This is a genomic window from Pseudomonas chlororaphis (assembly GCF_001921865.1).
Lineage (GTDB): Bacteria > Pseudomonadota > Gammaproteobacteria > Pseudomonadales > Pseudomonadaceae > Aquipseudomonas > Aquipseudomonas chlororaphis_D.
Genome location: NZ_MSCT01000009.1, coordinates 26,937 through 41,521, shown reverse-complemented (window position 1 = coordinate 41,521; position 14,585 = coordinate 26,937). Strand labels below are relative to the sequence as shown.

Sequence of the window (14,585 nt, the reverse complement as noted above, 5' to 3'; positions counted from 1 at the left end):
ATCCAGAAAATGCAGCGCCAGAACCGACACCATCGCGAGCAAGCTGCGCTCCTACAGAAGCCCACCGCGTCATCGCCAGTGACCGCAGCAACAGATAGGCACACCGTGCAAAAATCCAGCGTCGAAGGCCTACTCCTACTGCACCGGCAAAAAATTCATCAGCAGCAAACTCTGCGCATAGTTCAAGCCAATCCGCCGGTAACGCTCGTCAAGCATCTGCGTCAACAAATCCAACCGAGCCACAATCTTGCCGAACTCCACGGCAAAACTCAGGTTGCTGCCCTCCTCCGAAATCTCGTTGGAAAACAGCAGCAACTCGCCATTGGCGCCCTGGCGCTGGCTCAACATCCAGGTGGCCTTTTCGATATTGCGCGCCGCGTTGCTGACGAACCGCGGGTCGATGGTGTCGGTCATGAAAAACTCGGTGCGCCCGCCGTGGGCGGTGACCAGCATGCTGCCGATGGCGTAGATGAAGGCGCCGACCCGGTCGCCGCGAAACTCCGGGCTCAGGGCGTAACTCAACGCGGCGAGGTCGCGGCGGTTGCCCAACGCCGGCAAGGCTTTCTGCTGCTCGATGGCCTGGCGGATGTCCCGCACGGCACTGGTGGCGTCGGGGTAGCCCCACTCGCGCCATTGGTTGGGGTTGCGCAGGTAGAGCTTGTTCATCAGCAGGTAAAGGCTTTGCAGATTGTCGCGCATGCTCAGGGTGGCCATACGGTCGACGCTGGTCTGGAAGAATTCCTGGGGTTTGCCATGGCTGAACTGGTGGACCATGTCGCGCCCCTGCTGCTGGCTGCAGCCGCTGGCGCAGGCCATCAAGACCGCGGCCAGCCACAGCGGCGAGCGCAACGCGCGAAGGTAGAAAACATCAGGACGCGGATAAACCATCGGCACCGTTCTGGACTCTGGCCGCGCGGGGAATCGGCGCGGCCTGGCCATGAATAGAGCCGTAAAAACGCAAAAAGTGCGCGGCCCAGCCTCAGCGCAATTGTAACGGGTCCACCAGGCCAGCAGCGATGGCCATGCCCACCAGCTCCGGCAGGTGCTCGGCCTGCATGCGCTTCATCACCCGCGAGCGGTACAGGTCGATGGTCTTGACGCTGACCCCCAGTTGCTCGGCGATCTCGCGATTGCTGTAGCCCTGCACCAGCGGCAGCAATACATCCCTCTCCCGCGGCGTAAGGCTCTCCAACCGCGCTTCGACCTTGGCCTGCCCGGCGTTGCGGCTGTGACGGTCGTCGGCGCGGCTCAGGGCCTGCTGCACGCTGTCCAGCAGCAGCTGTTCGTTGTAGGGCTTCTCGATGAAATCCACCGCCCCGGCCTTGAACGCCCGCACCACGATGGGCACGTCGGCATGGCCGCTGACGAAAATCAACGGCAAGTGAATATCGCGCTGGCGCAGCTCTTCCTGCACGTTCAGCCCGCCCATGCCGGGCATGCGTACGTCCAGCAGCACGCAGGCATCCAGGCTGGGGTCGCAGTGTTCGAGAAACGCCCGGCCGCTGGTGAAGGGCATGGCCTTGAGGCCCACCGATTCCAGCAGCCAGACGGTGGAATCGAGCATGCCCGGGTCGTCGTCGACCACGTACACCAGCTGCTGCGTCGCACTCGTCATGGTCTTGCTCCTGTTGTCGGGTGGGAGGGTGAATCGGGGTCCGCCGGGGCCGTGGCCGGCAAGTGGCAGCACATCGTCAAGCCATGGCTCTGGGGGTGCGCCTGCAAGTCGCCGCCGAAGCCTTCGACGATGCTGCGGCTCATGGACAAGCCAAGCCCCAGGCCGTTGGCCTTGCTGGTGTAGAACGGGGTGAACAGCTGCGCCAGTTGCTCGACAGAGACTCCTGGGCCCTGGTCGCTGACGCTGACCCGAACCCCGCCCTCGGCGGCCGCTTCAGTACCCAGGACAATCTGCGAGCCCTGCTGCGGATGCACCTCGCGATTGGCCTCGATGGCGTTGCGCAACAGGTTCAACAGCACCTGCTCCAGCAACACCCGGTCGGCGTACACCGGCGGCAGATTATCCGCCAGGCGCAACTCGATCGTCACCTGGCAAGCCTGGGCCTCCCAGGCACACAGGCGCACGGTTTCCCGAGCCACCTCGGCGATGTCCAGGGCCTGCACCCGGCGCCCGCCCTTGCGCAAAAAAGCCCGCAGGCGCTTGATCACTTCGGCGGCGTGAGTGGCCTGCTCGGCGATCCGCTCCAGGCCCCGGGCGACCTTTTGCGCGGCCTGGGGCTGGGTCTCGAGATTCTGCAAATAACGCTGGCTGGCGTTGGCGTAATTGACCACCGCCGCCAGCGGTTGATTGATCTCGTGGGCGATGCCCGAGGCCAGCTCGCCCAGGGTCACCAGGCGCGCGGTGTGGGCCAGTTCGTCCTGGTGATGGCGCTGCTGGGCTTCGCGCAATTCCCGTTCGCTCTGGTCGTGGGCCACCAGGGAATAGAAGCGCTCGCCGCTGGCCGCGCGGTGAGCCAGGAGCATCAGCGACACCGGCACCGAAGCGCCGCCGCCAGGCGGTTGCAGGCGCGCCTCGATGCTCCAGCGGCCGTTGCGTTCGGCCCGTTCCCAGCCTTCGCGTTGCAGACTGTGTAGCACCTCTTCGGTGAGGATCGCCGCCAGCTCCGGCATCGCCTGCCCGGCCTCTAGCTCCAGGGTGCGCCGGGCCGCCGGGTTGAGGTAGGTCACCGCGCCGCCGGGCTGGATAAACAGCACCGGGTCGGGGTTGGCTTCCACCACTTCCGCCAGGCGCCGCTTGTTCTCTTCGGCCTGGACCCGCGAGGTGATGTCCCGCGAGACCGCCACCACTTCCACCACCGTCCCGGTGTAGGTGTCGCGGATCGCCCGGCAGGCGGTCTCGAACCACAGGTAATGGCCGTCGCGATGGCGGATGCGGAAGGTCATGGTGTGGTAGCCGTCCTGCTCCAGGGCGTCGCGGGCGCGCTGCGTCAGCCCGGCCAGGTCCTGGCTGTGGAACAGGCTGCGGGCCAGCAGCCCACGCAACGCTTCGGGCCAGTAGCCGAGCAGGGTCCAGGAGGCCGGCGAGGCGTCGAGGAAGGTGCCGTCCGGGGTGTGCCGGGAAATCAGGTCGGTGGTGTTTTCGGTGATCAACCGGTACAGGCGCCGGGCCTTGGCCGACTCGCGCTCGGCGAGGATCTGCGCCGTGGCTTCCTGGCCGCGGGCCAACACCCGCTGCCTGTGCGGGTCGGGGATAAAGGTCCAGAGCAACACCCGCTCGCCCCACTGCGCCTCGACCTGCTCGATGGCCCGCTGCTGCCCCAGGCAGGCCCGGACCAGGGCCGGGGCATTGACCGGCAGCAAGACCGCGACGTCGCCCTGGGCCGCGTCATCCAGCCATTGCCGCAGCGCCGGGTTGAGGTCCAGCGGCCGCGCCTCGGCGTCCAGCAGCACACAGGGCCGCGGGTCGTGGCCGAGCCAGGGCGAATCCGGCAGCCGGCCTTCGCGCTGCAATTGCAGCCAATGGCTCAAGTGGGTGGAGGTAGGCATCGTCGGTAAACCTGCGGGTTGGATCAGCGCATTATTAATATAGTAGAAATACCATACAACTCAGGTAGTACTTCCATATCAACCGGCAGACAGTATATAAAAGCCCTCGGATAAGTCACCGAGCGTCTGCACGCAGGCTCGGCCAATAGAGCTAACAATCAGCCACCGGGTACCCGAACCATGTCCATCTACGAGCAAGGCCTCGCGCCGACTGCCGTCAACCATATCGCCCTCTCGCCCTTGAGCTTCATCGAGCGCACCGCCGCGGTTTACCCCGATTACCCGGCGGTGATCCACGGTTCGATCCGCCGCACCTGGGCCCAGACCTACAGCCGCTGCCGGCGCCTGGCCTCGGCCCTGGCCGGCCGCGGGATCGGCAAGAACGACACGGTGGCGGTGATGCTGCCGAACATCCCGGCGATGCTCGAAGCGCACTTCGGCGTGCCGATGATCGGCGCCGTGCTCAACGCCCTCAACGTGCGCCTGGACGCCGAAGCCATCGCCTTCATGCTGGCCCACGGCGAAGCCAAGGTGCTGATCGCCGACCGCGAGTTCCATGAGGTGATCCACGCCGCCGTGGCCATGCTCGAACACCCGCCGCTGGTGATCGACCTCGACGACCCCGAGTACGGTGAGGGCCAGCCGGTCAGCGACCTGGACTACGAGGCCTTCCTCGCCGAGGGCGACCCGGAGTTCGCCTGGCACTGGCCGGACGACGAGTGGCAGGCCATCGCCCTGAACTACACCTCGGGCACCACCGGCAACCCCAAGGGCGTGGTCTATCACCACCGCGGCGCCTACCTCAACGCCCTGGGCAACCAGATGACCTGGGCCATGGGCAACCACCCGGTGTACCTGTGGACCCTGCCGATGTTCCACTGCAACGGCTGGTGCTACCCCTGGACCGTCACCGCCCTTGCCGGGGTCCATGTGTTTTTGCGCCGGGTCGACCCGCAGAAGATCCTCAACCTGATCCGCGAGCATCAGGTTACGCACCTGTGCGGCGCGCCCATCGTGCTCAACGCCCTGGTGAACATGCCGGACTCGGCCAAGGCCGCCATCGACCACCCGGTAAGCGCGATGGTCGCCGGGGCGGCGCCGCCGGCCAAGGTGATCGGCGCGGTGGAAGAAATGGGCATCAAGGTGACCCACGTCTACGGCCTCACCGAGGTCTACGGGCCGGTGACCCTGTGCGCCTGGCACGCTGCCTGGGACCAGTTGCCGCTGGAGCAGCGGGCGCAGATCAAGTCGCGCCAGGGCGTGCGTTACCCGACCCTGGAAGGGGTGATGGTGGCCGACCCGAAAACCCTCGAACCCACGCCGCGCGACGGCCAGACCATCGGCGAGATCTTCATGCGCGGCAACACGGTGATGAAGGGCTACCTGAAGAACCCCAACGCCACCGCCGAAGCCTTCGAGGGCGGCTGGTTCCACACCGGCGACCTGGGGGTGACCCACCCGGACGGTTACGTGGAGATCCGCGACCGGCTCAAGGACATCATCATTTCCGGCGGCGAGAACATCTCCACCATCGAGCTGGAAGGCGTGCTCTATCGCCACCCGGCGGTGCTGGAGGCGGCAGTGGTGGCCCGGCCCGACGAGAAATGGGGCGAGACCCCTTGCGCCTTCATCACCCTCAAGGCCGACCACCAGCAGGTGCGCGAGGCCGAGATCATTGCCTTCTGCCGCGAGCACCTGGCGGGCTTCAAGGTGCCGCGCACCGTGGTGTTCAGCCAGTTGCCCAAGACCTCCACCGGCAAGATCCAGAAATTCGTCCTGCGCGACATGGCGAAAAATCTCTAGCCTGAATAGATAACCGCCCAGTCCGTGCCCTCAATGCCGGTTCGACCTTTTTGATTCACACGAGGTTTTTGCGATGCCCGAATTCAACGCTCCCCTGCGCGACATGCGCTTCGTTCTGCATGAGGTGTTCAACGCGCCCAGGCTTTGGGCGCGGTTGCCGGCCCTGGCCGAGACGGTGGATGCCGATACCGCCGATGCGATTCTCGAAGAGGCGGCCAAGGTCACCGGCCAGCTGATCGCCCCGCTCAACCGCAGCGGCGACGAGGAAGGCGCTACCTGGCACAACGGCCAGGTGCGTACCCCGGCCGGTTTCAAGGAGGCCTACGCCACCTATATCCAAGGCGGCTGGGTGGGTTTGAGCGGCAACCCGGCCTACGGCGGCATGGGCATGCCGAAGATGCTCGCGGTGCAGTTCGAAGAGATGCTCTACGCCGCCAATTCCAGCTTCGCCCTGTATTCGGCCCTGAGCTCCGGCGCCTGCCTGGCCATCGACGCCCACGCCAGCGAAGCGCTCAAGGCGCTGTACCTGCCGCCCATGTACGAAGGCCGATGGGCCGGGTCCATGTGCCTGACCGAAGCCCACGCCGGCACCGACCTGGGCATCATCCGCACCCGCGCCGAACCCCAGGCCGACGGCAGCTACCGGATCAGCGGCAGCAAGATTTTCATCACCGGCGGCGAGCAGGACCTGACCGAAAACATCATCCACCTGGTGCTGGCCAAGCTGCCGGACGCCCCGGCCGGGCCCAAGGGCATCTCGCTGTTCCTGGTGCCGAAGATCCAGGTCGACGCCAACGGCGCCCTCGGCGAAGCCAACGCGGTGAGCTGTGGTTCCATCGAGCACAAGATGGGGATCAAGGCCTCGGCCACCTGCGTGCTGAACTTCGACGGCGCCCGCGGCTGGCTGATCGGCGAGGCCAACAAGGGCCTGGCGGCGATGTTCACCATGATGAACTACGAGCGCCTGTCCATCGGCATCCAGGGCATCGGCTGCGCCGAGAACTCCTACCAGAACGCTCGCACCTATGCCCGCGAACGCCTGCAGAGCCGCTCGCCCGCAGGCCCGGTGGCCAAGGACAAGATCGCCGACCCGATCATCCATCACCCCGACGTGCGGCGCATGCTGCTCTCCATGAAAGCCATGACCGAGGGCGGCCGCGCCTTTGCCAGCTACGTCGGCCAGCAGCTGGACCTGGCCAAGTTCGCCGACCAACCCCATGAGCGGCACAACGCCGAAGCCCTGGTGGCGCTGCTGACCCCGGTGGCCAAGGCCTTCTTCACCGACACCGGCCTGGACAGTTGCGTGCTCGGCCAGCAGGTGTTCGGCGGCCACGGCTATATTCGCGAATGGGGCCAGGAGCAGCTGGTGCGCGACGTGCGCATCGCGCAGATCTACGAAGGCACCAACGGCATCCAGGCCCTCGACCTGCTGGGCCGCAAAGTGGTGGGCAACGGCGGCGTGGCCCTGCGCCTGTTCACCGGCGAGATCCGCGACTACGCCTACCTGCCCGGCGCCGCCTACGCCGCCGAACTGCTGGACGCGGTGCAGCGCCTGGAAGACCTCAGCGACTGGCTGCGCGAACAGGCAGTGCAAAACCCCAACGCCGTGGGCAGCGCCTGCGTCGACTACCTGCACCTGTTCGGCTACGTGGCCTACGCCTACCTCTGGGCGCGCATGGCCCAAGTGGCCGAGCACAAGCGCGGCGAAGACGACCACTTCTACGGCGCCAAACTGGCCACCGCGCGCTTCTACTTCAGCCGCCTGCTGCCGCGCATCCTCAGCCTGGAACAGAGCATCCGCGCCGGCAGCGCCTCACTGTTCGGCCTCGAAGCGGAGCAGTTCTAACCCCAGCGGGCGGGGCGTTCGCGCCCTGCCCGGCCCTGCAGGACAGTGGCACGGCAACTGATGCAAAACCGGCGGCGGCCTTGCATACTTCGCGCCCCCGAACACCACCCAAGGAAGAAACGTGTTGGCGCCCGCTCCCGCTTTGCCGAACCCTCTTGTACGCCGCCTGTTTACCCTGTGGTCATGGCTCAACCGCCTGTTGAGCTGGATCGCCATAGCAGCCCCGCTGTCCCTGATGGTCTTCGCCGACCTGCAACTGGTCATCCCCCGAGACGTAAGCGGCACCCTGTTCGGCGGCGCCATGGGCTTCCAGCTGTTCCTCGGCCTATGGCTCGCCTGCGCCCTCGGCCTGACCCTCGCCCTGCTCACCCGCCTGCCCGACGCCCGCCTCGCCTGGCTCATCGCCGGCCTGGTGCCGCTGCTGCTGGGCGCCTGGTGGCGACTCAACTACCCGGACGACGCCGACGGCAACCTGATCTTCAGCCCCCAGGCCTGGGAGCTGGACTACGCCATGGCGATCGGCGGCGGCTTTGTCGCTAGCGCGGCGTACTGGTATCGCCGCGGCCGCCTCAAACCCCGGCCCGTCGCCAGCAGCGCGGATGTGTTGTTCTTGCGGACTGTGGGGGCGCTGATTTTGGCTGGCGTGTTTATCCTGCCGGCGTTGAGTTTTATCAAGGAGCGGGCTTTGCCTCATTGCGCGTTTAACGAGGCTGGGCAGCAGTTGACGGTGTGTTTGGGGGATGATCCGGGGGAGCGGGTGATTGTTGATTGATGGGTGGGGATTGAGACCGTAGTCACTGTCGATGCACGCCTATACTGTGCGACTTGGTATCTGTAGTCCTACCGTCGAAGCATATTCGCCGCTCAGGTATGACAACCTTTAACAGCATTGATGAATTGAGCGTATGAGATTCCATCCCGATGGCCCTTCGATACCAGATATCCTCCTGGAGCGCTGTGACGCTGGCCGCGTCGTATTTCTGTGTGGTGCCGGAGTTTCGTTACCATCTGGAATGCCTACTTTCGTCGGTCTTACTCGGCACGTCATTGAGTTTTTTGACCCGCCAGCCGATTCAGAAATTATGGCCGCGTTTCGGCCATGGCTGGATGATCAATCTGCTGCGAATGTCCCACTCGACCAAATCTTCAACCTCCTCCACCTTGAATACGGTAAGGATGAAGTTAACGCTCTGGTCACGGAGCGGCTAAGTGCTCCTCTACAAATCAAAGATGTTGGACGTGAACACGATCTAATTAAGCGGATTTCTTCGAGTCAGAGCGGCGTACCACAGATTGTCACGACGAACTTCGACCGATTGTTCGAGGTCGGGCATGTGGGAGGGCATCTGGTCTGGCATGTGCCGCCTGCGTTTCCCGATCTAAACTTCGGATCGAAGATAGAGGGGATCACGTATCTTCACGGGCGACTGGTGGAGGCAACCTCTGAAACTCATCCCTACGTGCTTAGCAGCGCAGACTTTGGACGTGCATACCTCTCAGAAGGATGGGCTACCAACTTCATCAGACACCTCCTCGAACGACATACCGTCGTTTTAGTCGGCTATCAGGCAGAAGACCCTCCCGTCAAATATCTTCTTCAGGGCCTTAACCATGACGGCGAGTATGATCGATCTCGACTCTATGCCTTTGACCGTGGGCTTCCCGAGGACATCGAAGCCAAATGGCGTGACCGAGGGGTTACAGCAATAGCCTATTCCGATCACTCGGACTTGTGGACGAGTATGGAAGCTTGGGCAGAGCGAGCCGATGATCCTCGTAGATGGCGTGCATCCGTGATCTCTCAATCCCAACAGGATCCGAAAGTCCTTGCCCCTCATGTGCGCGGCCAAGTTGCTCATGTCCTTCGCACGGTACAGGGCGCTAGATTATTCTCGGAGGCTGATCCAACTCCGCATCCTGAATGGGTATGTGTAATGGATGCTTATGTGCGATCAGCTGAACCAGTTCGTGACTATGGCGTTGATGCAGAGACCTTTGACCCGTTGGTCGCTTACGGACTTGATGACGATCTGAGCGATATCTCTGATGAAGATCGCAAGCAGGGTGTAAGCAACGACAATCTATTAGTTTGGCGGGACGAAGACGACAATCCACATGAGCTTCATCGACTCGGTGGGCGCCAAGCAGAAGGTTTTGAGGCAACGCCAATAAGGCTTGCTCACCTTATCACCTGGATCAGCAAGGCCATCGAAAGCCCTGTGCTGGCCTGGTGGACCATTCGTCAGAACGGTCTGCATCCGCGACTTCTGCAACAGCTCGAGTGGCAAGTGGAGCATTCAAAGGCTCTCAATGAACGAGCTCGTCATATCTGGAATCTCATCCTCGAACACCATCGAGATCCTCGTAATCATCAGTGGAATGGCGAATGGTTTGACTTGAAGAAACGGATCAATGCAGAAGGATGGACGGCTAGTGTCCTAAGAGAGTTCCGGAAGGTTACGACTCCGCGATTAGAGATCAAGCGACCGTTTGGCTTGAGGCAGTGCAGGCCTCCACTGGCATCCTGGGAGGATATTCATCTCAACGATCTCGGTCAGTGCGAAGTCATGTTCCTTGATAAGCACAACGAAAATTTAGATATCCCCGACGACCTACTACCAAAGATATTTGGCATCCTGCAGGAGCAGCTTACTGTCGCCTCAGGGCTATTGGGGGATATCGAGACCATCTACTTCCGTGCACCTACCTGCTATCCGGAACGCGAGGTCGACGGGAAAAATCACATCACGGAAGCCGCGGAGGCCATGGTTTGGTTTGTTCAACTTTTCGACCAAATGACTGCCAAATGGCCAGATCTGGCGAAGGCACATGCAACGACTTGGCCCACAACGGAGCAGTTCTTCTTCCGAAAGCTCAAACTCTATGCATACAGCAAAGTAGACATCTTTGAGGCCGACGCGGTTGCCGAGCAAGTCTTGTTCTTAGATCAGGAGGCATTCTGGGATATTGATGTGGCCCGAGAGCTTCTTTTCCTACTGGTTGACCGATGGAAAGAGTTCTCTCAGGCGAGCCGGAATCAACTTATCGACCGTATCTTGACGGGTCCCGACCAGCGTACTCACTGGCCTGACGAAAAGTTCCATGGCCTGCGGGATGAGTTCGCCGCAAGATATGCTCGATATCTCGAACTACAGGGTTGTGAACTTACAACCGCTCGCAGTGAACGGCTTGCCGAGATGATCGGAGGTATTCTTGATTGGAGCGATGCTTGGGCGACTTCGACGGTCATCAAGCACGGCTCTCATACTGGCTGGGTCGATACGGACGAGAAACCAGATGCAGTCTTGGATCTTCCCGTAAACGAGGTGGTTTCCAGGGCAAAGGAAGAGCTGAAGCGTGACTTTGGCAGCTTCACCGAGAAGCGCCCCTTTACTGGTTTGGTGAAAGTCAATCCGCGAAAGGCATTGTCTGCTCTGACGATTGCAGGTAAGGCTGGCGACTACCCAGAGGCGTTCTGGTCGTCCATGATCAATGAGTTTCCTGCAGACACCACAGCCAGGCTGAGACGGGTATTCCTGAACCGAGTAGCGCGGCTCCCGCATGCAGTTATCGCCCAACTGAACCACACCTTGGGCCAATGGCTCCAACAGCATCTGGTGGCAATCCTTGAGTTTGATGCTGATCTCGGTTGGGCGGTCTACGACCATATCGTCGAGGGCATCTTGAGCGGTGGAGCAGAGGCAGTGAAGAGTGGTCTTGGTAAAACCCACCAAGGCGGAAAAGTGATTGAACAGTCCTTGCGCACGTATGGCCATGCAATCAATAGCCCGATCGGCATGTGTGCTAAGGGCCTTTTAGGCGCGGTGCCCAGAGAGAGGCAGGAGGTCGCCGGCTCACTAATTCCAGACCATATCAAGTCTCGAATCGAACGCCTCTTAGCTGCACGCGGTGAAGGTTCCGATCATGTCGTATCAATAGCAAGCAAGATGCTGAACTGGCTCATGTTTATAGATCCGGTCTGGGCTGAGGAGCGATTTGTTCCAATGTTGGCATTCGAACATCCAGCGTCAGAACCTGCATGGAACGGATTTCTTTATAGTAATCAAGTGCCACGACGATCGTTGCGAGAGATCATCAAACCGCTCCTGCTCAACCTATTCCCGTGGGTCGAAGGATTTTCATGGGACCGAGATCTTTCAATCGGAGCTGCCGAATGGCTAGGCTACATGCGCATATTTCACACAAATGAGCCTAGCGGGCTCTCCCAAGGAGAACTGCGTTCGGTCTTTCGAGCTATGTCCGATGACACTCGAAATCGGTTCATCTGGTGGCTGGGTCAAGTTGGACAGAAAAACAAGAACGGCTGGATTGAGCACGTCATTCCTTTAATCAACAAAGACTGGCCGAGAGAACGCCGATACAGAACTTCAAAATCGATGAGAGCTTGGATAGGCATGCTTGATGACACTGGCGATAGCTTTCCCGCTGTTTACGAAGCAGTAAAGAAATTCTTGGTGGCGGTGGAGACAAATGATCATCCGTTCTACCGGTTCACTCGAGATTTAAACGATGAAAAGCCAATCACCGTTTTGTTTCCTGAAACAACGCTGGACTTAATCAACAGAGTTACACCCCAGACTCTCACACGCCCTCCGTACGAGTTGCCGAAGGTGCTAGGTCTGATCGCTGAAACCCAGCCTGACCTGAAATCAGATTCGCGTTATTTACGCCTTGTCGATCTTGTTGAGCGAAGCTAAATCTTGGTCTTCCAAGTCGAAAATTCAATTCGAAGCAGAGCGCCTTGACTGGCAGTAGCTACGACTTGAACTCTGCTCCGGAAGTAATCAGTCGGCCTCCAAAGGGGCTTGCCGTCAACACATCGATAGCATTAACAAACTGCCCATCGGGCGAGTCCCAAAGCCTTGTTTCGGTCACTTCGTGCAGAAGTCCCCCAAGCTCAGATTGGATAGCTCCCATGCAAACGGATAGCCAGCTCAGAGCAGTTACATATCTGCCGTAGTTTTCGTCGGTCCCATGACACAACCACTCAAACATCTCCACCCATGCACGGTTGCGGCGCTCAAGCGCCACTCCTATAGTTCGCCCTCGCAGCAAAATTCGCGAACGACCTTGGCCGGTCGAATTACAACGCAGCATCAGCGTCCACAACACCTTTGCAGTCGCCTATCGGGTGCCCGCGACAGGATGTTATGACGGCTGTGCGCGGTGGATCTCCGGTCGTTACATACGCGTACAGCGGTCATTTTCCTCATCGTCGGCAACACAGGTGATTGCTCTCAGCACAGGAGCTGCACCGATGATTGACCAGCCACTTTCACGCTTCACCGCCGTCGACACCCACGACGCCGATCAAGCGGTTTTCTACCTCGATACCCAAGCCTCCCTGAGCGATCTGGCCAACAGTGCGGCCCATCGTTTCACCGTGGTGCGCGATCTGATGGACACGCTGTCCACGCTTAACCTGAAAGATATTTCCGACTGCGACCTGACGCGGGTGACCCGAGGGGTGCATCTGCTGACCCGGGAAGGGTGTGCGGTGCTGGAGGTGATTCAGTGGCGTGCGGCGCAGGAGCGCTGAGCACTATTGAGCCTGAGAGGCTGTTTGTAGCCGCTGCCGAAGGCTGCGATCGGCTGCGCAGCAGACGCAAATACTGCTTCCCGGATTTACCTGCTACACCGCGTCGCCAGGTTTGGCGGGCACTTCGTCGGAATGCCGCCCAACCCGATCGCAGCCTCATTCTTCGGCAGCGGCTACAGGGAGCGTCAACTCCAGGCCGCCGACTCAGCCTTCGCACCTTTTGAGGAGATCCCCGTGCACTATCCCATCTGCATCGAGTGGGGCGACGAGCGCACCGCTACCGGCATTCAGATTCCGGACATTCCTGGCGCGATAACCGCCGGCGACACCTTCGAGGCCACGTATGGCGCCGCCATCGAAATCGCCCACATCATGCTCGAAGAACTGGCCCGCGCAGGACAAGCCATTCCCCTGCCCTCTGCCACCCACACCCACCGCGCCAACCCCGATTTCGCGGGCATGGGCTGGGGCATGCTGGATATCGATATCACGCCTTACCTGGGCAAGACCGAGAAGGTCAACGTGACCTTGCCGGGTTACGTGATTCAACGAATCGACCGCTTTGTCCGAGAGCACAACATTAAGAGCCGGTCGTCTTTTCTGGCGGATGCAGCGATGGAAAAGCTGGGGCGTTAAAAACCTAAAAGCACCCTACACACAACCCCAAACCCCAGGCCGGCCGGAAGGCCGCCGTCTGCTTTTGATTTTGATCTGAGCGCCCCGTTAACCACGATGGCCGAACGCAGGCATTGAGCCGTGGGTAACCCGGCAGGACGCCGGGTTAGCCGCACGGGGCCAGGGATGGCCCCTTGCGGCGGCCCACGGATCAATGCCGGAGAGAGGGCATGCCGAGCCTAGGCGAGGCACCGAGTGGAGGGGCAAGAGCCCTTTGGTTACTTTGGGGCTTTTCCAAAGTGACCCGCCGTCAGGGCGGAACCATAAGCTGCCGTGACCGCAGGAATGGATGTGTACACCGTCCAGAAAATGCGGTGTCAGAACCGACGCTATCGCGAGCAAGCTGCGCTCCTACAGAAGCCCACCGCGTAATCGCCAGTGACCGCAACGACGGATAGGTACACCATCCAAAAAATGCGGTGCCAGAACGAACGCCATCGCGAGCAAGCTTCGCTCCTACATAGCCACCAGCACCCTTCCCGCATCTGTCGATACGCCAGCAAATTGCATTGCTCCGTATGACGTCGCAGGATAACGCCCCGATCCACAACCATTCATAAGGACGTGCCAATGACCATCCGCGCTGTAGTTTTCGACTTCGGTGGCGTGCTATTCGACTGGAACCCGCACCACCTGTACCGCCAACTGATCCCCGACGACACCCGCCGCCAATGGTTCCTCGAGACCATTTGCACCCAGGCCTGGAATACCCAGCAGGACGCCGGGCGAACGCTGGCCGAAGCAACCCGCAGCCTGGTCGCCGAACACCCGGAACATACCCCGCTGATCGAAGCCTATTACGGACGCTGGCCGGAGATGCTCCGCGGCCAGCTGGATGACGGCGTGGCCTTGCTGGAAGACCTGCACCAGTCGCAAATGCCGCTGTTCGGGCTGACCAACTGGTCCCAGGAAACCTTCCCCTATGCCTGGGAGAACTACCCGTTCCTGCGGCGTTTTCGCGACATCGTGGTGTCCGGCCAGGAGCGGCAGATCAAACCGGAGGCACCGATCTACCACACCACCCTGGAGCGCATTCGCGCGCACCTGCCGGATGTGGCGCCTGGGGAATTGGTGTTCATCGACGATCACGCGCCGAATATCGTCGCCGCCAAGGCCCTGGGCTGGCACGCGATCCAGCACCGGTCGGGGGCAGAGACCCGGCGACAGTTGCAGGCGCTGGGGTTGGCGGTTTGAGCCCGG

At 61.2% G+C, this 14,585-nt stretch carries 10 protein-coding genes; 7 read left to right on the top strand and 3 right to left on the bottom strand.

Annotated features, from left to right (window positions below; all coding sequences use genetic code 11):
- Nucleotides 1-135 precede the first annotated feature (135 nt).
- From BTN82_RS10225 to BTN82_RS10215, 3 genes are all read right to left on the bottom strand, one after another.
- Nucleotides 136-888, bottom strand: coding sequence for a hypothetical protein (locus BTN82_RS10225; protein WP_075119007.1), 753 nt, complete (start codon nt 886-888; stop codon nt 136-138).
- Between the two features lie 91 nt (nt 889-979).
- Nucleotides 980-1,615 carry a response regulator transcription factor gene (locus tag BTN82_RS10220; RefSeq protein ID WP_075119006.1) on the bottom strand — a complete coding sequence of 212 codons (636 nt, stop codon included), beginning with the start codon at nt 1,613-1,615 and terminating at the stop codon, nt 980-982.
- Nucleotides 1,612-3,501, bottom strand: a complete 1,890-nt coding sequence (locus BTN82_RS10215) for a PAS domain S-box protein (RefSeq protein ID WP_075119005.1) — start codon at nt 3,499-3,501, stop codon at nt 1,612-1,614. Before BTN82_RS10215 ends, BTN82_RS10220 begins: the two co-directional genes overlap by 4 nt.
- Before the next feature lie 180 nt (nt 3,502-3,681).
- Between BTN82_RS10215 and BTN82_RS10210 the strand changes: the two genes are divergently transcribed.
- From BTN82_RS10210 to BTN82_RS10175, 7 genes are all read left to right on the top strand, one after another.
- On the top strand, nt 3,682-5,304 hold the full coding sequence (locus BTN82_RS10210; RefSeq protein WP_075119004.1) for an acyl-CoA synthetase: 1,623 nt from the start codon (nt 3,682-3,684) through the stop codon (nt 5,302-5,304).
- A 73-nt stretch (nt 5,305-5,377) separates the two neighbouring features.
- Complete coding sequence (locus tag BTN82_RS10205) at nt 5,378-7,150, top strand: acyl-CoA dehydrogenase C-terminal domain-containing protein (protein WP_075119003.1); 1,773 nt, start codon at nt 5,378-5,380, stop codon at nt 7,148-7,150.
- Between the two features lie 121 nt (nt 7,151-7,271).
- Nucleotides 7,272-7,922 (top strand): hypothetical protein, encoded by a 651-nt coding sequence (locus BTN82_RS10200; RefSeq protein ID WP_075119002.1) that lies wholly within the window; start codon nt 7,272-7,274, stop codon nt 7,920-7,922.
- Between the two features lie 241 nt (nt 7,923-8,163).
- Nucleotides 8,164-11,868, top strand: coding sequence for an SIR2 family protein (locus BTN82_RS10195; RefSeq protein ID WP_261792947.1), 3,705 nt, complete (start codon nt 8,164-8,166; stop codon nt 11,866-11,868).
- 560 nt (nt 11,869-12,428) lie between these two features.
- A complete protein-coding gene (locus tag BTN82_RS10190) occupies nt 12,429-12,710 on the top strand; it encodes a hypothetical protein (protein ID WP_075119000.1) in 282 nt (93 codons plus the stop codon).
- A gap of 234 nt (nt 12,711-12,944) precedes the next feature.
- Nucleotides 12,945-13,346: a type II toxin-antitoxin system HicB family antitoxin gene (locus BTN82_RS10185; RefSeq protein ID WP_075118999.1), complete on the top strand. Its 402-nt coding sequence runs from the start codon at nt 12,945-12,947 to the stop codon at nt 13,344-13,346.
- 609 nt (nt 13,347-13,955) lie between these two features.
- Nucleotides 13,956-14,579, top strand: a complete 624-nt coding sequence (locus BTN82_RS10175) for an HAD family hydrolase (protein WP_075118998.1) — start codon at nt 13,956-13,958, stop codon at nt 14,577-14,579.
- The last annotated feature ends 6 nt before the right edge of the window (nt 14,580-14,585 follow it).